The 22458-nt window shown below is 68.9% G+C and carries 13 protein-coding genes; 5 read left to right on the top strand and 8 right to left on the bottom strand.

What is annotated here, in order from left to right; genetic code table 11:
- Positions 1 to 42: 42 nt before the first annotated feature.
- The 4 genes from G6R31_RS14925 to G6R31_RS14910 all read left to right on the top strand — a co-directional run bounded on the left by G6R31_RS14925 (position 43) and on the right by G6R31_RS14910 (position 6642).
- Complete coding sequence (locus tag G6R31_RS14925; protein ID WP_017871903.1) at positions 43 to 2406, top strand: glycerophosphodiester phosphodiesterase family protein; 2364 nt, start codon at positions 43 to 45, stop codon at positions 2404 to 2406.
- A gap of 213 nt (positions 2407 to 2619) precedes the next feature.
- A complete protein-coding gene (locus G6R31_RS14920; protein ID WP_017871902.1) occupies positions 2620 to 3561 on the top strand; it encodes a hypothetical protein in 942 nt (313 codons plus the stop codon).
- A 488-nt stretch (positions 3562 to 4049) separates the two neighbouring features.
- A complete protein-coding gene (locus G6R31_RS14915; protein WP_017871795.1) occupies positions 4050 to 5609 on the top strand; it encodes a choice-of-anchor I family protein in 1560 nt (519 codons plus the stop codon).
- A gap of 637 nt (positions 5610 to 6246) precedes the next feature.
- Entirely contained in the window at positions 6247 to 6642 is a 396-nt protein-coding gene (locus G6R31_RS14910) for a hypothetical protein (RefSeq protein WP_017871797.1), read from the top strand.
- A 143-nt stretch (positions 6643 to 6785) separates the two neighbouring features.
- Here G6R31_RS14910 and G6R31_RS14905 read toward each other — a convergent pair whose 3' ends face one another.
- Both G6R31_RS14905 and thrC read right to left on the bottom strand, forming a co-directional pair.
- A complete protein-coding gene (locus G6R31_RS14905; protein WP_200858961.1) occupies positions 6786 to 8210 on the bottom strand; it encodes a phytoene desaturase family protein in 1425 nt (474 codons plus the stop codon).
- 76 nt (positions 8211 to 8286) lie between these two features.
- Complete coding sequence (thrC, locus tag G6R31_RS14900) at positions 8287 to 9699, bottom strand: threonine synthase (protein ID WP_017871799.1); 1413 nt, start codon at positions 9697 to 9699, stop codon at positions 8287 to 8289.
- A 75-nt stretch (positions 9700 to 9774) separates the two neighbouring features.
- Here thrC and G6R31_RS14895 point away from each other — a divergent pair, with 75 nt between their 5' ends.
- The gene (locus G6R31_RS14895) at positions 9775 to 10686 is read left to right on the top strand and encodes a phosphatidate phosphatase App1 family protein (protein ID WP_017871800.1); all 912 of its coding nucleotides are present in this window, start codon (positions 9775 to 9777) and stop codon (positions 10684 to 10686) included.
- A 13-nt stretch (positions 10687 to 10699) separates the two neighbouring features.
- Here the strand turns inward: G6R31_RS14895 and G6R31_RS14890 are convergent, their stop codons facing one another.
- The 6 genes from G6R31_RS14890 to G6R31_RS14865 all read right to left on the bottom strand — a co-directional run bounded on the left by G6R31_RS14890 (position 10700) and on the right by G6R31_RS14865 (position 22251).
- Entirely contained in the window at positions 10700 to 11431 is a 732-nt protein-coding gene (locus G6R31_RS14890; RefSeq protein ID WP_017871801.1) for a response regulator, read from the bottom strand.
- Between the two features lie 60 nt (positions 11432 to 11491).
- Positions 11492 to 12277, bottom strand: a complete 786-nt coding sequence (locus G6R31_RS14885) for a response regulator (RefSeq protein WP_017871802.1) — start codon at positions 12275 to 12277, stop codon at positions 11492 to 11494.
- Positions 12274 to 15177, bottom strand: a complete 2904-nt coding sequence (locus G6R31_RS14880; RefSeq protein WP_225983469.1) for a hybrid sensor histidine kinase/response regulator — start codon at positions 15175 to 15177, stop codon at positions 12274 to 12276. Before G6R31_RS14880 ends, G6R31_RS14885 begins: the two co-directional genes overlap by 4 nt.
- A 106-nt stretch (positions 15178 to 15283) precedes the next feature.
- Positions 15284 to 17584, bottom strand: coding sequence for a methyl-accepting chemotaxis protein (locus G6R31_RS14875; RefSeq protein ID WP_164994023.1), 2301 nt, complete (start codon positions 17582 to 17584; stop codon positions 15284 to 15286).
- A 74-nt stretch (positions 17585 to 17658) separates the two neighbouring features.
- Complete coding sequence (locus G6R31_RS16930; RefSeq protein ID WP_225983520.1) at positions 17659 to 19932, bottom strand: methyl-accepting chemotaxis protein; 2274 nt, start codon at positions 19930 to 19932, stop codon at positions 17659 to 17661.
- A 57-nt stretch (positions 19933 to 19989) separates the two neighbouring features.
- Complete coding sequence (locus tag G6R31_RS14865; RefSeq protein WP_017870836.1) at positions 19990 to 22251, bottom strand: methyl-accepting chemotaxis protein; 2262 nt, start codon at positions 22249 to 22251, stop codon at positions 19990 to 19992.
- Positions 22252 to 22458: the final 207 nt, after the last annotated feature.

Below are 22458 nucleotides of genomic sequence, written 5' to 3'. Positions count from 1 at the left end.
AGCGCATGGCGGGCTGACGGACGGCCTCCAGAGTGCGTAACCGTGAAACGCACCCTTTTCGGTTGGTCGGTGGCCCTCACCCTCTCGCTGGGCCTGTCTTCGCTCGGTGCTTCGGCGCTGGGCGGCGGCGCGGCGCCGGTGACGCCTGCCCCCGTGCCCAGTGCTCCCATCTCCACGGCGCCCATCTCCACGGCGCCCGTGTCCACCGCTCCCATTTCCACTGGTCCCGTGACCCGGCCCACCCTGGTCGGCTACGCGGAGATGAAGGCCGACACCTTCGCCCAGGGTCCGGCGAGCGGCGCGTGGAACGGCGGCCTGCGCGGGGAAGCGCGGTTTTCGGGCCAGCCGGTGCAGGGCTTTTCCGGCGTGCAGCGCGACCCGCAGGGCCAGGGCTTCGTGTTCCTGAGCGACAACGGCTTCGGGGCGAAGAACAACTCCGCCGACTACCTGCTGCGGCTCTACCGCGTGGCCCTGACCCCCGGCACCCCGGCGGCGCAGGCGGGCCGCGTGCAGGTCGGCAGCTTCATTGGGCTGCGTGACCCCGACCGCAAGGTGCCCTGGCAGATCGTGAACGAGGCCAGCCCCGAGCGCCTGCTCACCGGGGCCGACTTCGACGTGGAGGGCTTCGCCTTCGCCCCCGACGGCACCCTGTGGGTGGGCGACGAGTTCGGGCCGTTCCTGCTGCATTTCTCGGCGGACGGGCGACTGCTCGAAGCGCCTATCAGCACGCCCAACCTCGCCGGGCTGCCCACCCTGCGCGGTCAGGCGCCCATCGTCATCGGACACCGGGGCAGCTCGGGCACCCGCCCCGAACACACCCTGGAAGCCTACCGGGTCGCCATCGAAGCGGGCGCCGACTTTATCGAACCCGACCTGGTGGTGACCAAGGACGGCGTGCTCGTCGCCCGGCACGAGCCGGTGATCGCGGTGGTGGACAAGGACGGCAAGGTGCTGGAAGCCACCGCCGATGTCGCTGCCCGCCCCGAATTTGGGGACCGCCTGACCACCAAGACCCTCGACGGCGTGACCGTGCGCGGCTACTTCGTGGAAGACTTCACGCTCGCCGAACTCAAGACCCTCCGGGCCGTCGAGCGTCTCCCCGCGCTGCGCGGCAAGGCCTACGACGGCCAGTTCGAGATTCCCACCCTGTCCGAAGTGATTGCGCTGGTCCGGGACATGGAAGCGAAAACCGGGCGCAAGGTCGGCATCTACCCCGAGACCAAGCACCCCGTCTACATGAACGAGGTGGCGAAGTTCAACACCTCGCAGCTGCTGATCGACACGCTGGTGAAGGAGAAGTTCACCGACCCCGCCCGCGTGTTTATCCAGTCGTTCGAGGTGGGCAACCTCAAGGACCTCAAGCAGAACATCATGCCGGGGGCGGGCGTGAACCTGCCGCTGGTGCAGCTGGTGTCCAGCCCCGACGAAGCCCCCTACGACTGGACGGCAGCCGGAGACAAACGCAAATACGACGCCCTGACCACCGACGCCGCCCTGCGCGAAATCGCCACCTACGCCAGCGGGGTCGGCCCCTATAAGCGCTGGATTATTGACGCCGAGGGCCGGACCACCGATTTCGTCGCGCGGGCGCACGCCGCCGGGCTGCTCGTCCACCCCTGGACCTTCCGCAACGAGGCGACCTACCTGCTGCCCGGTTACAGGAACGACCCCGAGGCCGAGATGCGTCAGGCGTTCCAGGCGGGGGTGGACGGCCTGTTCACCGATTTCCCCGCGACCGGCGCGAAGGTGGCCGGGCAGTACGCGGCCCCCGAGGTCCGCAGCCCGCAGCACCCGGCCTTCGCCCAGGGCGTGAGCAGCGCGGTGGCCAACCTGCCCGGAAGCGGCGGCTTCGAGGGCTTTACTATCGCCCCCGGCGGCAAGGTCGCTTACGGCCTGCTGGAAAAGGCGGTGGCGGGCGACCCGGCGGGGCAACTGCGGCTGATGCGCTACGACCTCGGCACGCGGCAGTGGACCCTGGCAGGCCGCTACGCGCTGGAGCAGGGCGGCGAGGCCATCGGCGACCTGACCCCGGTGAGCGACTCGCAACTGCTGGTGATCGAGCGCGATGGCGGCCAGGGCCAGACGGCCAGGCTCAAGCGGCTGTACCTGATCGACCTCGGGGCCAAGAATGCCGACGGCACCTTCAAAAAGACCCTGGTGGCCGACCTGATGGCGCTGGCCGACCCACGTGGCCTGGCGCCCAGCACCCGGAACGGCGTCTTTTCCTTCCCCTACGTCACCATCGAAAACGTGCTGGTGCTCAGCCCCGACACGCTGCTCGTCGTCAACGACAACAACTACCCGGCCACCGGCGGGCGCGGCGCGGACGTGAAAGACCAGACCGAATTCCTGTGGATCAAGCTGCCGACGGCGCTCAAGCTGGCGCCCGGCGTGGCCCGCAACTGATACGGATTCCGATTGAATCTGGTAGTTTCAGATTCAATCCGAGCGGATGCGAGTAGGAAAAAATACGGGTTGCGCGATATGGATGCACAGGCGGTGCTTTCCCGACTGTGCAGGAATTAAGCGGAATCCGTATGAGGCGAAGCAGGCTGGGGGAGAGGCCCCCTCCCAGTTTCTTGACCCCCTTCCGCCCACCAGCCGAGGAGAACACCGAAGATGCGAACACTGCTGCTCACCGCCGCCCTGACCCTGCTGACCACCGCCGCCGCCGCGCCGTTCAAGTTCGTGGCGCTGGGGGACATGCCCTACAAACTGCCCGACGACTACGCCCGCTTCGAGGCGCTGATCGGCGAGGTCAACCGCTTGCAGCCCGCCTTTACCCTCCATGTGGGCGACATCAAAAGCGGTTCCACGCCGTGCAGCGACGAGAACTTCCAGAAGGTGAAGGCCGAGTTCGGGATGTTTCAGGCCCCGCTGGTCTACACCCCCGGCGACAACGAATGGACCGACTGCCACCGCGAGAAGGCGGGCAAGTACGACCCGCTGGAGCGGCTGGCGAAGGTCCGTGAACTGTTTTTCACGGGAATGGGTAACCGCTCCTTCGGTCAGACGCCCCTGACGCTTACGCGCCAACCGGAACTGCCGGAAAACAGCCGCTGGACGTATCAGAACGTCGTGTTCGGCACGGTTCACGTCGTGGGCAGCAACAACGGCATGGAGCGCACGAACGCCAGCGTCGCCGAGTACTTCACCCGCAACGCCGCCAACGTGGCGTGGATCAAGGCGACCTTTGCCGAAGCGAAGGCGAACAATGCGCCCGCCGTCGTGCTGGGGTTCCAGGCCGACCTGTTCTACGGCGCTCCCTTCCTGCTCACCGACCCCGGTCTGCGCGACACGCTGACTACGCTGGCCGCCGAAGCCAAGGCCTACGGCAAGCCGGTGCTGCTCATTCAGGGTGACTCGCACGTGCTCGTCATCGACCGCCCGCTGACCGAGGCCGGGGCCAACACCTCGGCGGGGCAGACCCTCGCCAGCCCGGTTCTGCGCCACGTGACCCGATTGCAGGTCATGGGCGAGGCCGAGGTGGGCGCAGTGGAGGTTACGGTGGACACCGACACGCCCGGCGTCTTCGGCTTCCGCCCGGTGTACAGCCGCTGAACCCCTCTTGATGCGGATTCCGATTGAATCTGGTCGTTTCAGATTCAATCCGAGCGGATGCGAGTAGGAAAAAATACGGATTCACCTCGGGTGCGGCGGCAAATGAGTGTTCAACCGAGGCGCAAACCATGTTGTGGGGGACCTTTTGCTCGGCGCTGTGGAAAGCGATCGGAAGTGAAATCCATCCGGCGAGGGGGGAAATCCACGCGATGACGAGGGCAGGACTGGAAGGCGGAGACCGCTCCCGCGCTCTGCACGGCATTTTTACCTTCCCACTACCGCGAATCTCGCCGCACCCGAGGTGATTCCGCGATATGGATGCACAGGCGGCGCTTTCCCGACTGTGCAGGAATGAAGCGGAATCCGTATGAGCAGCGGGCGGTGAATCGGAGCGGGAGGTGCAGGGGAAACGCCCCCTGACCTTCCGCTTTCCGTTTGCCTGGGAGCAGCTGACACCTCGCTGATAAGCCCCGCTGAAAGTGAACAGGATGAAAAAAGCTTTTGTCCTGAGCCTCGGCCTGCTCGCGCTGACCGCCTGCCAGCAGCCCGCTACCCCTGACACGCCCGACACGCCGCTGGTGCGCACGGTGGATTTTACCGGCCTGGACGGCAAATTGTCGCTGCGCCCCGGCAAGAGCGGCAAGCTGTCGCTGGACGCCGAACCCGAGTACATCGCCGTGTCGGGGGACAGCCGCACTGCCTACGTGACCCTTCAGGAAAGCAACGCCCTGGCGACGGTGGAGATTGCCAGCGGCAAGGTCAAGCAGGTGGCGGGCCTGGGCCTCAAGGACCACAGCAAGCCCGGAAACGGTCTGGACGCCAGCGACAAGGACGGCAAGAATATCCGCACCTGGCCGGTGTTCGGCACCTACATGCCCGACGCGGTGGCCGCTTTCGAGGTGGGCGGGCAGACCTACCTCATCACCGCCAACGAGGGCGACACCCGCGACTATGACGGCTTCAGCGACGAAGTGCGCGTGAACAAGCTCAAGCTGGACGCGGCGGCCTTTCCGAACGCCGCCGAACTGCAAAAGGACGCCGCCCTGGGCCGCCTGACGGTGAGCCGCGTGGACGCCGACACCGACGGCGACGGCGACGCCGACCGGCTGGTGGCCTTCGGCGCCCGCAGCGCGAGCATCTGGCGGGCGTCGGACCTGTCGCTGCTGAGCGACACGGGCGACCTGTTCGAGCGCAAGGTGGCCGAACTCGCCCCCGCGAGCTTCAATTCCGACGGCACCGCCGCGAGCTTCGACACCCGCAGCGACAACAAAGGCCCCGAACCCGAGGGCGTCACGGTGGGCATGGTCGGCGGCAAGACCTTCGCCTTCGTGGGTCTGGAACGCGCGGGCGGCCTGATGGTGCTGGACGTGAGCAACCCCGCCGCGCCCGCCTACGCCGATTACGTCAACTTCCTGGGAAGCAGCACCGACCCCAAGAGCGGCGAAGCCGGGGACCTCGCGCCCGAAGGGGTGCTGTTTATTCCCGCCGCCGACAGCCCCAATGGTGAGCCGCTGCTGGTCGCCAGCCACGAAGTCAGCGGCAGCGTGACCGTCTATGCCGTCGGCGCCGGGGGCAAGCTGACGCGCACCGGGCGCTATCAGGCCGCGCCCTTCCTCTTCGACGAGGGCGTGGCCGAAATCAGCGCCTACGACAAGGCGAGCAAGCAGCTCTTCGTGGTCAACGGGCACACCGGCGGCGTGGACCTGCTCAGCCTCGCGGACCCGGCCCGGCCCGCGCTTGTGAAGTCGGTGGACCTGAGCGTCTACGGAGCGGGGGCCAACAGCGTGGCGGTCAGCGGCGGCGTCATCGCCGTGGCGGTGGAAGCGAAAACCAAGACCGACGCCGGGCGGGTCGTGTTCCTGAACGCCGACGGCACCGTACGCGGCCAGCCCGTCCCAGTGGGGGCGCTGCCCGACATGCTGACCTTTACCCCCGACGGCCAGCACCTGCTCGTCGCGGGTGAGGGCGAACCGAGCGACGACTACAGCGTGGACCCCGCAGGTACGGTCAGCATCATCAACGTGAGCAAGGCCCTCGCGCCGCGCTGATCCAGGGCGAGATTCTTCTTCGGAGATGGCGGCACTTTTCCGTCATCTCCTTCGCTCTAGAGCATTTGACAAAAAGACGCAACGTCTTTTTGGCGAGCGGAGCGAGTGCAAAACACTGAGCAGGGCGGAGAATGGAGTGATGCGGGGCGCTGTTCCGCGCATCACGTAATTCGGAGAACTGCTCTATTGCGGGGAAGGGAAACCCCCCCGCCTATTGTCAGGCGGCTCTCGGCATGGCGGTCCTGATACGGATTCCGATTGAATCTGGTCGTTTCAGATTCAATCCGACTTGCAAAGCTGCGCAGCAGAGCGGATACGAGTAGGAAAAATACGGATTCTGCGATATGGATGCACAGGCGGCGCTTTCCCGACTGTATAGGCCCGACTGTGCAGGAATTAAGCGGAATCCGTATGAGGCAATTCAGGCGGCGGCGCGGCAGATGTACTCCTGGGGCGACCTCGCGGAACTCCTGCTGGGTGTCCTGCTGTTCTGGGGCTGGCTGCGGGAACGTGACCGGGCCAGGGCGAGGGAACGGGCCAGAGGGGGAGCCGGGGCTGGTGTGGGGGAAGGGGCCGGAGTGGGGACCGGGGCGCCCGCCCACGCTCGGGCGCTCACTGCCGAAGGACGGACCGCCTGATGCCGCGCCCTGTGCTTTTGCTGCTGGCGGCGGCCCTGCTGGGGGGCTGCGCGGCCCATCCCGGCAGCACGTCGCGCGAGGCGGCGCGGGTGCTGGAACAGGCGGGACTGGCGCAGCACCCGCGCCCCTTCACCTTTACCGAATACGGCTCCGCGCCCCGCGTGGGCGACGGCGTGCAGTTCACTGTGCCGGGGGTGGGGGCTGCCGGGCACGTCATCCACGTCACCAACGTGCATGAACGCCGCGCCCTGAACGACCACTACGCCCGCTCGCCCGGCAGCCGCAGCGCCATGCTCGGGCCGCTGGTGCTGCATGTAAGCGGCGACCCGTCCGGCGAGGTGTACAGGTGGGCGCGGGACACCCTGCGCGACTGGCAGGCCGGGCAGAAGGAGTGATACGGATTCCGCTAAATTCCTGCACAGTCGGAACTACACCGCCTGTGCATCCATATCGCGAAATCCGTATCTTTTCCTACTCCTTTCAGTCGGATTGAATCCAGAAATCTGCTGGATTCAATCGGAATCCGTATGAGGGACGATCAGCGCAGGGCGAACTCGTCCGCCAGGGCCGTCCGGGCCGCGTTGACCCCGCACATCCCGTGAATGCCGCCGCCGGGGGGCGTGGAACTGGAGCACAGATACACCCCGCGCACCGGCGTGCGGTAGGGCGTGACCGACAGCACCGGGCGGGCCACGAGCTGCGGCAGGGTAGCCGCGCCCCCGGCCACGTCGCCCCCCACGAACACCGGGCTGAAGCGTTCGAGCTGCGTCGCCGTCGTGACGTGACAGGCCAGCACCCGCTCGCGGAAGCCGGGGGCGAAGCATTCGAGCTGGGCCTCGACAAGGGGCCGGATGTCGGTGTCCGAGCCGTTCGGGACGTGGGCATAGACCCACAAGGTATGCTGCCCCGCCGGAGCGCGGGAGGGGTCGAACAGGGTGTGCTGCGCGGCGAGCAGGTAAGGCCGCCGGGAACTCAGCGAGGCTTCGGACGCCGTGATTTCGGCGGCGCTGCCCGCGACGTGGACGGTGGCGGCCCGGCGCAGCCGCGTGTCCTGCCAGGGCACCGGGCCGCTGAGCGCGTAGTCGAACTTCTGCATCCCCGCGCCGTAGCGGTAGCGCGAGAGTGCGGCGCGGTAGCCCGCCGGGGCGCGGTCCCCCAGCAGGCCGAGCAGCACCCGGGGGCTGGAATCCACCAGCGTCACGCGGGCGTCTGGCAGGTCGCGGGGATGGGTGACCGCTGCACCCGTGACCACTTCGCCCCCGAGGTGTTCCAGATACCCCCGCAGCGCGTCGGCCAGCGCCTGAGCGCCGCCTGCTGGAAAGGGCCAGCCCACCGCGTGCGCGGTCAGCCCCAGCACCAGCGTCATGGCCGAGGTGCCGGGTGTGGACAGCGGCAGGCCGGTGTGCGCGGCGATGCCGTTCCACAGGGCGCGGGCCTCCGGTGTGCGAAACAGTGCCCGGCCCAGCACTTCGGCGGGGGGCAGCGCCCGCAGCCCGAAGCGGGCGAGCGTCAGGGGGTGGCGCGGCAGGCGGGGCAGGGGCCGCAGAATGTCGTCCAGCAGTCCTTCCCAGCCCTGCAGCAGCGGGGCGAACAGCCGGGTCCAGGCCGGGCCGTCGGCACCCAGACCGGCGGCGGTGTGCTCCAGGTCGCGCTCCAGCATGACGCTGCCGCCTGTCAGCGTTTGTCCCAGCGGCGCGGGCGGGTGAATCCAGCGCAGCCCGAACGCGTGCAGCGGCCACTGCCGGAAGGCGGGCGAGGCGGCGGCGAGCGGGTGAATGGCCGACCCCACGTCGTGCGTAAAGCCGGGCAAGGTCAGTGCGGCGCTGCTCAGGCCGCCGCCCACGCGCTCATGGGCTTCGAGCACCTGCACCCGCAGCCCGGCCCGCGCCAGGGTGACCGCCGCCGCGAGGCCGTTGGGACCGGCGCCGACCACCACGGCGTCGAGCATGGAGGAAGTGGACATGCCCCGCAGCATAGGGAGTCTGACGCGGCGCTGCCGTGCGCTCCCGCGATAGAGGCCCTGCCCGCTGAGCTTGTCGTCAGTCGAGCTTGTCGGCGAGGTACGCCTTGAGCGCCGCCACGTCGTTGGGAAGCACGTCGCAGAAGCGTTCACGAGTTTCGATTCCGGCAAAGCGCCCCGGACGCTCGGGCGCGCGGCCCACCGCCTCGCGCACCGTTTCCTCGAATTTGACCGGCAGCGCGGTTTCCAGACACACCATCGGCACGCCGGGGCGCTGGAACCCCTGACCGACCAGCACGCCGTCGGCGGTGTGGGGGTCGATCAGGCGGCCAAACTGCTCGTCCACGCGCCGGATGGTTGCCAGGCGGTCGGCGTGCGTGCTGCGGCCCGCGCGAAAGCCGCTGTCCTCGATTGCCGCCCAGTGCGGGGTGCCTTGCAGGTCCACCGGGCGCCCGGCGCCGACCTCCTCCCACCAGCCTGCCGTCTGCACCGCGTCCGAACCGGCGACCAGATACAGGTAACGCTCAAAGTTGCTCGCCTTGCCGATGTCCATGCTGGGGCTGGACGTGACCGCCACCCGCGCCGCTGGGCGCACGTGGTAAGTGCCGGTGGTGAAAAATTCGTGCAGCACGTCGTTTTCGTTGCTGGCGACGACCAGCTGGCCGACCGGCAGGCCCATCTGTTTGGCGAGGTATCCGGCGAACACGTTGCCGAAGTTGCCGCTGGGCACGCAGAAATCGGCCTCGCTCCCGTCCGGCAGTCCCAGCGCGAAATAGGCCCGGAAGTAGTACACCGCCTGCGCGAGCACCCGCCCCCAGTTGATGGAGTTGACGGCGCCGATGTGGTACCGCGCCTTGAACCCGGCGTCGGCGTTGACCTCCTTGACGAGGTCCTGGCAGTCGTCGAATACGCCCTCGACGGCGATATTGAAGATGTTCGGCTCGTTCAGGCTGTACATCTGCGCCTGCTGAAAGGCACTCATGCGCCCGTGCGGGGAAAGCATGAACACGTTGACCCGCGCCTTGCCGAGCATGGCGTACTCGGCGGCGCTGCCGGTGTCCCCCGAAGTCGCCCCCAGGATGTTGACGTGCTGGTCACGCTTTTCCAGCACGTACTCGAAGGCGTGCCCCAGAAACTGCATCGCCATGTCCTTGAACGCGAGGCTGGGGCCGTTGGAGAGTTCGAGCAGGTAGAGGCCCGACTCTTTCAGGGGCGTGAGCGGCGTGATGTCCTCGCTGCCGAACACCTCGGCGCGGTAGGTCGCGTGCAGCAGCGCCCGCAGGTCGGCTTCGGGAATATCGGAAATGAAGGGCCGCATCACCGCGTAGGCGAGGTCGGGATAACTCAGGCCGCGCAGGGCCGCGAGCTGCGCCGAGCTGAAGACCGGGATGGAAGTGGGCATCGCCAGCCCCCCGTCGGGCGCGAGGCCGGAAAGCAGCACGTCACAGAAGGTGCCGAGGTCGGTCTGGCTGCGGGTGGAGACGTACTTCATGCGGTCAATCTAGCGGTGCGGGGGGCGGGAGAGTGGAAAGGGACTAGAGCGGAAGGGACCGCTATCTTGCCACGCGTGATCCGCCGAGTCGCCTGTACGCCGACCCTCACCGCCCTCGCGCTGCTCTCTGCGCCTGCCAGTGCCGCGCAGCTCACGGTGCTGGAGCACCCGCAGCCGGGCCGGGTGGAGGTGCGCGTGGCGGAAGACGACCCCTGGACCGCGCGTCCGGCCCACCCCCAGGACAGCGCGGCAGTGAACGTGCTGCGCACCCTCTCGTCCCTGCTGCCCAACCCGCTGGCCGGGGTGCCGGTGCGCTGCACGCCGGACAGGGGAGAGGCGGTCGGCACCTGGACCGACGACCGGGGCCGCGCCACCTGCACCGTGCCGCCGGGGGCCGGGGCGGTGCGGGTGGAGGTGCCGGGGGCCACCGCGCAGACGGCGCCCGACTGGCATCTGGACACGGCCCGGCACCTGACCGTGACCGACCTCGACGACACGGTCATCGTGACCGGCGTCCGGCAGGGCGGCGCGGCGCGGGTCCTGCGGCAAAACGCGTTGACCCGCCCGGTGTTTCCCGGCGCCCCCGAGTTGCTCCGGGCGCAGGCGGCGCGGGGGCCGGTGGTGTACCTCAGCAACAGTCCAGAGGGGCTGGCCGCGCCCCTGCGTGAGCTGCTCGGCAAGCACGGGCTTCCCGCCGGGCCGCTGCTGCTGCGCGACTTTCCCGGCGTGCCCGGCCCCCGGCACAAGCGGCAGGCGCTCGATGCCCTCGCCCGGCAGACCGGCGCGGCCTTCACCCTCATCGGGGACAGCGGCGAGCACGACCCGGAACTCTATGCGGCGTTCGTTCAGGCGTGGCCGGGCCGGGTCGAGCGGGTGCTCATCCGCGACGTGGTGGGCGGCGAGCGCCGCGCCGAGGTCGAGCGGCTTTCGGGCCTGCTCGGGAAGCAGGGCGTGGCGTGGGGCTGGTTGCCGGGCGAGGGACGCTGACCGCCGCGCAGGTTCACGCCTGAAGCCCGGGCCTCGCCTCACCCATCAGGACCACCACGAAATGTTCGGGCAGGTTGTGAATCACCATCTCGTGCCCGCCGTAGCGGATGGTCACGTCCTGAATGTCCTCACCGAGCATCTGCTGACCGAGCACGCCCGCCGTGTTGGTGAAAAAACGGGCGAACATCTGAATGTTCTCGGGCAGCACGTTGCCGGTCTGACGCAGCGGCTGGCCCTGGCGGTCGAGCATCACCACGTCGCGCACGCGGGGGTGGTCCTCGTAGGTCTGGAGCAGGTCCGAAAGTGCGGTGAGGGCTTCTTTGCCCAGTTTGCCTTCTTCTTCGGGGGGCGCCGCGCGCTGTCGGCCTGCCCGGGCGCCTGTCAGCGTGGCCTGCACCAGCGGAATCAGTTCCTCGGAGCGGAAGGGCTTTTTGAGCAGGCCCTCGGCGCCGACCTGCTGGGCCTGCGCCTTGACCTCGTCGTCCACGTTGCCGGTCATCAGAATCACCGGCAGCGCGGCGTAACGCGGGTCGGCCCTGAGCTGCTCGCACAGTTCCACGCCGCTTTTGTCCGGCATGATCACGTCGATCATCAGCAGGTCGTAGGCGCCGGGGTCCTGCGCGAGCTGTTCCAGGGCGTGTTCGGCGCTCACGGCGCTGGCGCTGGAAATACTGTGGTTGCGAAGGGTGATTTCCAGCGCTTTGCGCACGCTGATGCTGTCGTCGACGATAAGGATATCAGGCATGAAAAAGGCTCCAGTGGGCAGAAGAATGCAGGAAGAGAAGCGGGTCGCGGCTCAGTGAAGTCAGTGAGGGCTGTGTCCGGCGGCCTGATGATCGAGTTCCACCGCGAGTTCGATCAGCAGCCGGGACGTGGTGCTGTGCAGGTCCGCCGAGCGCACGTCGCCGGGCGCGTCGGTGCGGTAGAAGTGAAAAATCGCGTCGTGGTATTCCTCGATGGCGCTCAGCAGGGCAAAGACCGCCGCCTTGCCGGTGTGCCCGCCGCACTCGGCGTAGACGAGGTCGCCCTCACGCATCACCAGGTGCCCGGTCAGCGGGTGGGACGCGCCCTGACGACTGCTGACCGTGACCAGCCAGTGCCCGGAAAAGCGCATCTCGGCCACCCAGTTCAGGAATTCGGGGAGGCTGAACTGCGACAGGTCGCCGTGCAGGTGTGGCTGCGCCCCCGCCCGCAGCGGCACCGGCAGTCGGCCAGGGGGCAGGCCCAGTTCGGTCAGCACCTCGCTGAGCAGTTGCGGCCCGGTGGGCAAGGCCGCCGCACTCCGGGCCGGGGTGCCGGACCCGGGCACCGGCGAGAGCACGTACACCGGCACGCCGCGCGAGTGTTCCTCGGCGCTCACCACTTCGCGGAAGTCCTCACCACTCATGTCTTCCATCTCGGCGTCACAGATGATGGCGGCCACCGGCGTGCGCTCGAGCTGCGTCAGGGCGTGCAGGGCGCCCTCGGCCTCGACAGTGGGCACCCCCGCTTCGGCGGCGAGGTGACGGTACATCGCCGCCCGGCCCGGGTCGTTCAGGATGGTCAGAATCGGCAGCGCCGACACCAGTTCGGGACGTGGAGTGGCGGTCACGCGCTCACCTCTGGCTGGGAACGTCGCAGGGTACTCAGGCGGCGCAGCAGCAGCGCCTCGTTGACCGGCTTGGTGAAGTAGTCGTCGGCACCGAGCTGAAACGCCAGCCGCTGGTGCTTTTCCCCGGCGCGGGTGGTCATGACCAGCAGGGGCAGGCCGGCGGTTTCCGGGCGGGCGCGGACCGCGGCGAGCAGTTCGTAGCCGTTGACGCGGGGCATTTCCAGGTCGGTGACCACCGCGCCGAAGTCGGCGTCCTGTTGCAGCAGGTCGAGCGCTTCCTGGCCGTCGCTCGCCGTGACCACCTGGTAGCCGCCGCGTTCGAGCATCCGCCCCACCAGTCGGCGCACACTCAGCGAGTCGTCGACCAGCAGCAGGCGCCGCTTGGCACTCGCCTGGGCCGGGGCGTGGGTCTGGCCCAGCCAGGCTTCGGGGCGGCGGCTCAGGCGCAGCACGCCGGCGGGGTCGAGAATCGCCAGCACCTGCCCACTGCCCGACACCGCCATGCCCGCGAGGTGGTCGAGCGGCGCCAGCAGGCCGCCGGGCGCGGTCACGGCGACTTCCTCGATCTCGCCGAAGTCGTGGACCCGCACCGCGATCAGGGTGGAAATGCTCGATGCCACCACCAGCCGCGCTTCGGGGTCGGCGGGGTCCGGCGTTTGCCCCCACAGGGGCCGGGCGTCCACCACCGGCACCGACTCGCCGCCGAAATCGAGCCATGACCCACCGGCGTCGCGGCGCAGTTCACTGACCGGCACGTCGCGCAGAGAGCGGATGCTGCCCACCGGCAGCGCGGCGCGGTGGCCTCCCCCCAGGTCGATGTGCAGCACGTCCATGATGCGCTGCGTGGTGGGCAGGCGCAGGGTAAAGGCCGTGCCCACGCCGCGCTCCGAGCTGATGAGCAGTTCGCCGCCGAGCTGACGGACCGCCGTGGCGACCACGTCCAGCCCCACCCCGCGCCCGGCCACGTGGCCGACCTCGCGGGCGGTGGAAAAGCCGGGCAGCAGCACCAGGCGGCCCAGTTGCTCCTGACTCAGGGCGTCGAGTTCCTGTGCCGAGCGCAGCCCGCGCTCCAGCGCCCGCTCACGAATCCGGGCGTAGTCCAGGCCCTGTCCGTCGTCGGCCACCGTGACTTCCAGAAAGTTGCCCTGTTCGGCGGCGCGAATCCAGACGGTGCCTTGCGGGGGCTTCCCGGCGGCGCGGCGGCCATCTTCACTTTCGCCCGACAGACCGTGGTGGGCGGCGTTGGTCAACAGGTGCAGCAGCGGGTCGCTGATGCGCTGCAGAATGCCGCTCTCGATCTGCACGTCTTCGCCCTCCACCTGCAGGGTCAGCTCGGCCTGCTGCTCCCGCACCCAGCGCCGCAGTCGGGCGGTGGCCTGCGAAAAGGCCACGCGGCTGGTCTGGTTCACGTCGAGGCGCAGGCGGCGCACCAGTTTGCCGAGCTGCTCGTTTTCCTCGGACAGCTCGGTCGCAGTGTCGCTCAGGCGGCGGCGAACCTCGGCGAAGTCGGCCGACAGCTCGGTGATGGAGCGCGAGAGGATGTTCAGGTCGTTGTAGGTGTCGAATTCCAGTTCGGCGAACTGCTGCGAGAAGTCCAGGCCCCCCATCGGAGAACTGCTGAGAGCAGCACCCTCGGTGCGCACCATGTCGGGGTTGAGGTAACGCTCCTCGAAGTCGCGCACGGTGCGCTGAAACCGCTCCTGGCTGGCGGTCATGCTGCCCTGCAACTCGTCGAGGCGGGTCAGAAGCCGCGTCATGCGGGCGCGGGCGGTCACGAGTTCGCCGAGCTGCTCCATCAGCCCTTCGAGGCGTGCGGCGGGCACACGGATGCTGGTCGCGGCGGCCTGGGGCTGGTTTCCTGACGCCTGATTTCCTGACGCCTGGCCCACCATGTCCTGAGCCGTCGCGCTCCGGTTCGGGGCAGCAAGCGGTGCGGGCGCCGGCTCGCCGCTGTGGGCCAAGCGCAGCCGCGCCGCAACGCTGGCAAGCTGTGCGGGCAGGGCCGCGCCCGGTGCGCCGCCGCCCACGGTCAGCAGGTCGCCGATGGTGTCGGTGGCCTCGGCGAGCAGGTGGCGCACGTCGCTGCTCAGGCCCACCGCTCCCTCGCGGGCGGCGCCGAGCAGGTCTTCGAGGCTGTGGGCAAAGTCGCCCAGTGGCGGCAGGCCCACCATGTACGCGCTGCCCTTGATGGTGTGGGCGGCGCGGAACATCACCTGCAGGTCGGCATCTTCACCGCGCCCGAGCTGCTCGCGCAGGCTGGCGAGGTGCTCGTGCACTTCGGGCGCGAAGTACTCCCAGACCTCGGCGTTCTCGCGCGCGAACACCTGAACCTGCCGGTCCACCGCGGGTTCGGCCCCGGAAAGCCCTGCGGCCTGTTCGGGGTCGTCCTCGCCCGGCGGCGTGGCGTGGTGCAGGCGCGAGGCCCGCATCTGAAAGGCGTCGGGACGCTGCTGCAGGAGGCGTTGCAGCGTGGTGGCCCCACCCGAGCGGGCAAAGAGCAGGCCCAGGTCGTGGTCGTTGCCCCCGGCCTGCAGGCGGCTCAGGCCCTGGCGCAGCGTCACGTTGACCTGTTCGAGCAGGCTCAGGAACTCCTGGTGCTGCTCGCCGCTGAGCTGCGGGCGGGTGCCGAGCAGCCGCTCCTGCAACGAAGCCAGGGTGGAAAGCTGCACGTAGCCGTACAGGGCGGCGCTGCCGCGCAGACGGTGGGCCAGGATGCTCAGGTCGTTCAGGCGCTCGGCTGTTGTGGATATGTGGGTGTTCGGTGCGTGGGTGCTCGGTGTGGGGGAAGCCTCCAGGGACGGCCCGCTCAGCAGCCGCAGTCCGGCGACCCCGTGTTCCAGGCCGCTCAGGACCTCGGCGGCCTCCTCTATGAAGCTCTCAAGCAGTTCCCTGTGGGGCATGTTCATTACGTTACCTTGTCGTTCGTTTCATGCTTCTTACGGCCGGGACTCAGGGACGCTGCACTGGAGGTGGCGAGATTCCGGAAAAGGACCGGAACCTCTTTCCTCAGCCCGGCAGACGGAAGCGGGCGAGGGAAGCGTTGAGCTGCTGGGCGAGGTCCTCGAGGCGCTGCGCGGCACTCCGGCCCTGTTCCACTGCACTCTCCGAACGCTGCGCGACTTCGGCAATCTGCTGCACCGCCGCGTTCACCTGTTCCACGCTGCTCACCTGCGCCTGGGTGGAGGCGGCGATCTGCTCGGCGAGCTGCGCCGAGCGCTCGGTGAGCTGGCCGATGTCCTGAAGGCGCTGCCCGGCGCTGCCCGCGATGCGGTAGCCCTGCTCCACTTCGCGCGTGCCTTCCTCGGCCCCCACGATCACGTCCTGCACCTCCGCCTGCACGCTCCGGATCAGCCCCGCAATGCGCGTCGTCGCCTGCGCGGACGTGGCGGCGAGCTGACGGATTTCATCGGCCACCGCCCCGAAGCGTCCGCCCACGTCGCCGGCCCCCGCCGCTTCTACCGAGGCGTTGAGCGCCAGCAGGTTGGTGCGCCGGGCGATCTGGGAGATGGTATCGACGATTTCCTGAATTTCGAGGGAGCGGTCCCCCAGGGTCTTGATGCGCCGCGACACCTGCTGCACTTCCCGCCGGATGTTCTGCATTCCCCCCAGCGTCTCCTGCAGCGCTTCCTGGCCCTGCTGCGACGCCAGCAGCGCTTCACGCGCCGTCTGCGCCGAGGTCTGCGCGTTGTGCGCCATCTCCCGAATCGTCGCCGTGATCAGCCTCACCTGCTCGGCCACCCGCTGCGCCTCGCTCGCCGTCAGCTGCGCGCCCTGCTGAATCGCTTCGGTGGTGCCCAGCATCTGCCGGGAGCCTCCGGACACGGAGGCGGAGGCGTCCTGAACCTGGCGCAGGGTGGCGGCGAGTTCCTCGGTCATGAGGTTGATGGAGTCGACGACGTTGCCGAGGACGTCCTCGGTGACCTTGCCGCGCTTGGTGAGGTCACCTTCGGCGATGTCCATGGTGACGTCGAGAAACTGGCCGATGTTGTTCTGGAGCTGCTGGGCTTCGTGGCGTTCCTGCTCCACCCGCGCCGCGTTCGCCCGCAATTCCGACGCCGCCGCGTTGAAGCTCGTCGCCAGGGTGCCGAACTCGTCGTTGCTGTTCACGGGGAGGTGGACGGCGAGGTTGCCACGCGCCAGCTGCTCGGACGCCGAGGTGAGCTGCCGCAGCGGGTGCAGGATGGAGCGCCGCAGGGAGCGGTTGACGAGTGCGACCAGAACGAGCAGCGCCGCCAGGCCCCCGAGCAGCAGGTTCAGGCGCCGGGTGGCGGCCCGCTGACTTTCACCGAAGTGCTCGGCCATGTGTTCGGTCATGGCCTGAAAAGCGCCGTACTGCGGCCTGAGCGCCGTTTCCTCGGCGCCGCGCAGGGAGGCCACATCGGTCAGGCGGGGTCTTTCCAGCTGCTGCGCGTAGGTGGTGAACAGGGCCTGGGTCTGCGACAGCGCCCGCTCAAGGAGGGGAGCGAGTTCGGCCTGGGCCTCGGGCAGGTCGGCCAGCCGCTCCTCGACATCGTGCCCCAGCTCTTCCAGGGCGCTGCGCCCCTGGGTCAGGTACTGCTCGGCCTCTTCACGCTGGGCGCTGCTCAGCACGCCGCCCTGCGTCGCCTGTACCCGCGAAAACAGTTGCGACAGGTTGTGGGCGTTGCCCTGCAGAGCGGCGTACCTGCCCGGCAGCACGTCCGAGGTCAGCGTCGCGAGGCTGTGCGCCTCGTAGGAGGACGTGGTGAGCAGGCCGCCGTCACGGGCAGGCTTGTGAAACAGCTCGGCGAGGTCGCCGTCCAGCAGCTCGGTGGTGCGGCGGCTGAGCTGGTTGCGGGTCAGGCTGCCGCTTTTGAGCGCAGCGCTCAGGGCGCGCACCTGGGTTTGCACGGCCTCCGCGAGTGTTCTGCTCTCGTCGCCGAAGTGTTCGTCGGTGTCCAGGCCCCGCGCGGCCTGCTCCAGGGCCTCCAGGCGCGACGCGCTCAGGGTCGTGGCCCCCGAGGCCCGCAGCGCCGCCAGCTCACTCTGCATCTTTTGCAACCGGGTGTAGTACTCGGTCATCTCGGCGGCGCGCACGGCCCGCTGCTGGTCCTGCCGGGCGCCCTGCGTCAGCAAAAGCCCCGTGCCGAGCAGCGGAAGCCCCAGCACCAGACTGCTGAGCAGCACTTTCTGTCCCACGCCCAGACGCCGCAGCAGTCCGGTGGGAGAGGGGCCGGTGGGAGCGGGGCCAGTGGAAGAGGGTTCGGTGGGGGAAGGAGAAGTGGGCTGTCCTCGCGGCGCGGAGGCCGCCGGGCGAACGGGGGTCACGGAATCGGGAGCGTAGGTCATGGGCAGACTCCTGGCAAGGTCGGCAAGAGGGAAGGTGACGGGAGGAACGGAGGGGGGAGGCTCATACGGCCTCCTCAGCCCGGCAGACGGAAGCGGGCGAGGGAAGCGTTGAGCTGCTGGGCGAGGTCCTCGAGGCGCTGCGCGGCACTCCGGCCCTGTTCCACTGCACTCTCCGAGCGCTGCGCGACCTCGGCGATCTGCTGCACTGCTGCGTTCACCTGTTCCACGCTGCTCACCTGCGCCTGGGTGGAGGCGGCGATCTGCTCGGCGAGCTGCGCCGAGCGCTCGGTGAGCTGGCCGATGTCCTGAAGGCGCTGTCCGGCGCTGCCCGCGATGCGGTAGCCCTGCTCCACTTCGCGCGTGCCTTCTTCGGCGCCCACGATGACGTCCTGCACCTCCGCCTGCACGCTCCGGATCAGTCCCGCAATGCGCGTCGTCGCCTGCGCCGAGGTGTTTGCCAGTTTGCGCACCGAGTCCGCGACGATGCTGAACCGGCTCCCGGCTTCCCCAGCGCCCGCCGCCTCGATAGAAGCGTTCACGGCGAGCAGGTGGGTCTGTTCGGCGATCTGGGAGATGGTGTCGACGATTTCCTGAATTTCGAGGGAGCGGTCCCCCAGGGTCTTGATGCGCCGCGACACCTGCTGCACTTCCCGCCGGATGTTCTGCATTCCCCCCAGCGTCTCCTGCAGCGCTTCCTGGCCCTGCTGCGACGCCAGCAGCGCTTCACGCGCCGTCTGCGCCGAGGTCTGCGCGTTGTGCGCCATCTCCCGAATCGTCGCCGTGATCAGCCTCACCTGCTCGGCCACCCGCTGCGCCTCGCTCGCCGTCAGCTGCGCGCCCTGCTGAATCGCTTCGGTGGTGCCCAGCATCTGCCGGGAGCCTCCGGACACGGAGGCGGAGGCGGCCTGAACCTGGCGCAGGGTGGCGGCGAGTTCCTCGGTCATGAGGTTGATGGAGTCGACGACGTTGCCGAGGACGTCTTCGGTCACGGTGCCGCGCTTGGTGAGGTCACCTTCGGCGATGTCCATGGTGACGTCGAGAAACTGGCCGATGTGGTCTTGCAGGCGCTGGGATTCGAGACGTTCCTGCTCCACGCGCTCGGCGTTGGTCCGCAGCTGCGCCGCCGCCGCGTTGAACGAGTGGGTCAGCACCCCGAGTTCGTCCGAGGTGGTCACGGGCAGGTGCACATTCAGGTTCCCGTCGGTGAGCGCCTGCGCGTTGTCGGTCAGCTGCCGCAGCTGGCGCACGATGCGGCGCAGGATGTAGACCAGCAACCAGGTCGCCAGAGCAGTGATGAGCAAAGTGATCAGGCCGTTGACGATCCCGTTGCGGACGTATTCGTCCTGGAAGTTTTTCCCTTCTTGCGACAGGGCCGCGCTCGTCTGGGCGTAGAGCCGGTCGATCTGCTGCAGGTTGCGGTCGATCAGGGCCTGTGAGGTGCTGCCCCCGGCGCCGGACGCCGCGGCGCGCAGGCTGCCCAGGACCAGCGACATCATGTTGCTCAGCTGCTGCATCTCGCTGCTCAGTGCCCGGGCCTGTTCGGGGCGCTCCCGCACGGCGTCGTTCAGCGCCTCCTGGGTCTGCCCCACCTCCGTGCTCATCTGGGTCACGAGCGCCGAAAGCCGGGTGCGGTCGGCGCTGGCGTTGGGAGCGCCGCGGCGCAGGCGGTCGTTGAGCAGCTCGGCCTGCACGAGGTTGCTGCGCAGCCCCATCAGGCCGTCACCCAGCGCGGCGCGCTGCAACAGGTACATGGTGTGCTGGCCCCCGCCGAGGTCGAGCGAACTCGCCTGCGTGATGTTTTTGAGCACATTTTGCACGGCGCTGTTCACAGTGCCGTAGCTGCTCACCCGGTCCCCGCTGGGGGGCAGGGCGAGGTAACGCTCCACCTGCGCCCTGAAGTTGGCGAACTGCAGCGTTTGGCGCAGTTCCCGCCGGATCTCGGGCAGGGGACTGATGGGGTTGGTCGAGGCCTCGGAGTCGAGCAGAGCGCCGAGCTGCGTCAGGGCCTGCTCGGCCCGTTGCCGGGCCGCGGCGGGGCTCGTCTGGGCGCTCGCTGCGAGCGTCAGGTCGTCGAGGGCGCGCTGCAAGTCGGTGGTCGCGTTGACGAACGGCATGATCTGCTCGGCCCCGGCGACCGGCTGCACGATGCGCATCAGGGTGGAGGCGGCGGCGGTCACGTTGACCACCAACGGCACGAAAAACAGAGCGCCGGCCAGCCCCAGTTTCTGGGCCACACTCAGGCGGTCGATCCAGCGGGGCGCGCGGGGAAGAGTAAAAGACGGGTTGGGCGCGTCCTGCTCGGCGGCTGACCGCACGGCACGTTCGGGAGTGGGGACATTCTGTAGCATTTCGGCTCCTGCAAAAGTCGGAGAAGGAGAAGGGGGCGGGAGGACCAGGGCAGCGCGTCAGCCCAGGCGGAAGCGGCTGAGGCTCTGCTCGAGCTGCGTCGCCAGGGAGCGCAGTTGCTCGGCGGCGCCGCGTCCCTGCTGCACCGACTGCTGGGCGTTCTGGGCGAGCGCGGCGATGTCCTGCACGCCCTGCCCGAGCTGCGCGATGTCCCGCGCCTGGGTGCCCGACACGTCCGACATCTGCCCGGCAAGTCGGGCCGAGCGCTGCGCGATGTGCCCGAGTTCCTGCAACCTCGCCCCGGCTTCCTCGGCCACGCGGTAGCCCCGCTCGACCTGCGCGGCGCTGCTGTGCACCCCTGCCTGCGCCCGCGCGATTTCGCTTTGCAGCCCGGTAATCAGGGCGGCCACGCGCCCGGCGGCCTCGTTGGTCTGCTCGGCGAGCTGGCGCACCTCGTCGGCCACGACCGCAAAGCGGCTGCCCGCTTCACCCGCGCCCGCCGCCTCGATGGAGGCGTGCAGCGACAGCAGGTTGGTCTGGCTGGCAATCTGGGTGATGGTGTCCACGATGCCCTGAATCTGCTCGGAGCGTTCGCTCAGCGCCTGCATCGTCTGCGCCACGTCCTGGGTGCCGCTGCGAATGGCGCTCATCCCTTGCAGGGTGCCCTGCACCGCCTGCTGCCCCTGTTCGGAGGTCTCGAGGGCCTGCCGGGCGGCCTCGGCGCTGGCCTGGGCGCTGCGGGTCAGGTCCTGAATCTGGCGGTCGATCTGCCGCGCACGCTCGGCCAGGTGCCCAGCCTGTTGCGCGGTGGTCAGCGACCCCTGCTCGATCTGGGCGGTGGTCGTCAGCAGTTGCTGCGAGCCTTGCCCCACCGCCTGCGAGGTCTGCTGCACCTGTTTCAGCGTGCCGGCGAGTTCCTCGGTCATCAGGTTGACGGAGTCCACCACGTTGCCCAGCACGTCCTGCGTCACCACGCCGCGCCGCGTGAGGTCGCCCCCGGCGATGTCCACGGTGACGTTCAGGAACGCCCCGATGTTGCTCTGGAGTTGCTGGGCTTCCAGGCGCTCTTTCTCGCTGCGCCGCTGCTGCTCGCGCAGTTCGGCGGTGGCGGCGTTGAACGAGTGTCCCAGCAGTGCGAACTCGTCGGCGGTGGTGACGGGCACACTCGCGCTCAGGTCGCCTTCGGACAGCTGGCGTGAGGCGCGGGTCAGGTCGCCCAGCGGCTGGGTGATGGCCCGCGACACGGCCCGCAGCAGCAGCGCGAGCAGCGCCGCCACCAGCGCGAGCAGCAGCAGCAGCGCCAGCAGCCGTCGCTGCGCCTGTGCCCGCTGCTGCTCGAAGATGCCGCGCAGGGCCGCCGTCGTGAGGTCGAAGGCCCGGTACTGCGCGGGCAGCGTGGGGTTGGCGACATTCAGCAGTTGCTGGAAGGTCGTGGTGACCTTGCGCGGTTCCAGGGTCCGCTGCTCGACGAAATCGAACAGTTTGCGGGTCTGCTCGTTGGCCTCGGCATACGGCTGGGCGAGCTGCGCCCGGAGGTCCGGGCGGGCGGCCAGCACCTCGTTGCCCCCGCGCTCGACAGCGTCCGTCAGTTCCCGCGCCCGCTGCACGGCGTTTTTGATGTCTGAGCGCTGCTCGCCGGTCAGCACGCCGCCCTGCCGGGTCAGGGCCTGGTCCAGAATCGGCAGGATGGTCGTGAACTGCCGCCCGACTTCCGGCAGGTGCTCGGCCATCGTTTCGGAAGTCAGCCGCACCAGCGCGGCTCCGCCGGGCACACGCACCGAGCCGAGCTGCCCCTCGGTGGCGAGCGTGGTAAAGAGCTGCGCGAGTTCGCCGCCGAGTACCCCGTTGATGAGCTGCGCGAGTTCGGCGGCGCTCACGCTCTCCGTGCGGATGGCCTGCACGATGGCGCCCAGCTTGGCGCTCAGGGCCTGGCTGAGCTGCTGACTGCGCGCCGCCTCGCTGGAGCGCAGAATGTCCTGAAGCTGCCGGTCGACCTGCTGAAGTTGCTGGAGCTGCTGCGCCGAGACCTGTTGCGGCGCCGACCCGCGAATCTCGCGCAGTTGCAACTGCAGACGCTCGAGCGTGCCGTAGTGGCCCGCAATCTGAAGCTGCTGGCTGGCCGCGCGGTACTGCTGAACGTCCTGCGCCCCGACCAGGACGCTCAGCCCGGCCAGCGGCAACCCGAGCAGCAGGCCCAGCGTCGTCAGTTTCTGGGCGATGGTCAGGCGCCTGAGCAGCGGCAGGTGCGGCGCGTCGCCGTCGCCGGGGGTCTGGGAAGCGTGCGGCCGGGTGGGCAGGGGAGCAGTCTTGAGATGGGTCATGGCAGGGGGTCCTCGAAAGGGGTGAAGCGGCCCGGCAGCGTCCACTGCGGGCCGCTCAGGTGTGCAGTGGCGCCGTCAGGGCGGAAGCCGGAGGAGAGCGGAGCGCGAACGAAAGCCGGTGCCGGGCGGCGTTCGCGTCAGACGGTTTCCGTGTCATACGGATTCCGATTGAATCTGGTAGTTTCAGATTCAATCCGACTTGCAAAG

This window comes from Deinococcus wulumuqiensis R12 (assembly GCF_011067105.1).
Lineage (GTDB): Bacteria > Deinococcota > Deinococci > Deinococcales > Deinococcaceae > Deinococcus > Deinococcus wulumuqiensis.
This window is presented reverse-complemented; position numbering and strand designations above follow the sequence as displayed.

Bases quoted from the DNA above. Each gene is read 5' to 3' on its own strand.
- G6R31_RS14890 (WP_017871801.1), bottom strand. From the start codon at position 11,431: ATGCCTGATATCCTTATCGTCGACGACAGCATCAGCGTGCGCAAAGCG.
- thrC (WP_017871799.1), bottom strand. From the start codon at position 9,699: ATGAAGTACGTCTCCACCCGCAGCCAGACCGACCTCGGCACCTTCTGT.
- G6R31_RS14865 (WP_017870836.1), bottom strand. From the start codon at position 22,251: ATGACCCATCTCAAGACTGCTCCCCTGCCCACCCGGCCGCACGCTTCC.
- G6R31_RS16930 (WP_225983520.1), bottom strand. From the start codon at position 19,932: ATGCTACAGAATGTCCCCACTCCCGAACGTGCCGTGCGGTCAGCCGCC.
- G6R31_RS14880 (WP_225983469.1), bottom strand. From the start codon at position 15,177: ATGCCCCACAGGGAACTGCTTGAGAGCTTCATAGAGGAGGCCGCCGAG.
- G6R31_RS14910 (WP_017871797.1), top strand. From the start codon at position 6,247: ATGCCGCGCCCTGTGCTTTTGCTGCTGGCGGCGGCCCTGCTGGGGGGC.
- G6R31_RS14920 (WP_017871902.1), top strand. From the start codon at position 2,620: ATGCGAACACTGCTGCTCACCGCCGCCCTGACCCTGCTGACCACCGCC.
- G6R31_RS14905 (WP_200858961.1), bottom strand. From the start codon at position 8,210: ATGTCCACTTCCTCCATGCTCGACGCCGTGGTGGTCGGCGCCGGTCCC.
- G6R31_RS14915 (WP_017871795.1), top strand. From the start codon at position 4,050: ATGAAAAAAGCTTTTGTCCTGAGCCTCGGCCTGCTCGCGCTGACCGCC.
- G6R31_RS14875 (WP_164994023.1), bottom strand. From the start codon at position 17,584: ATGACCTACGCTCCCGATTCCGTGACCCCCGTTCGCCCGGCGGCCTCC.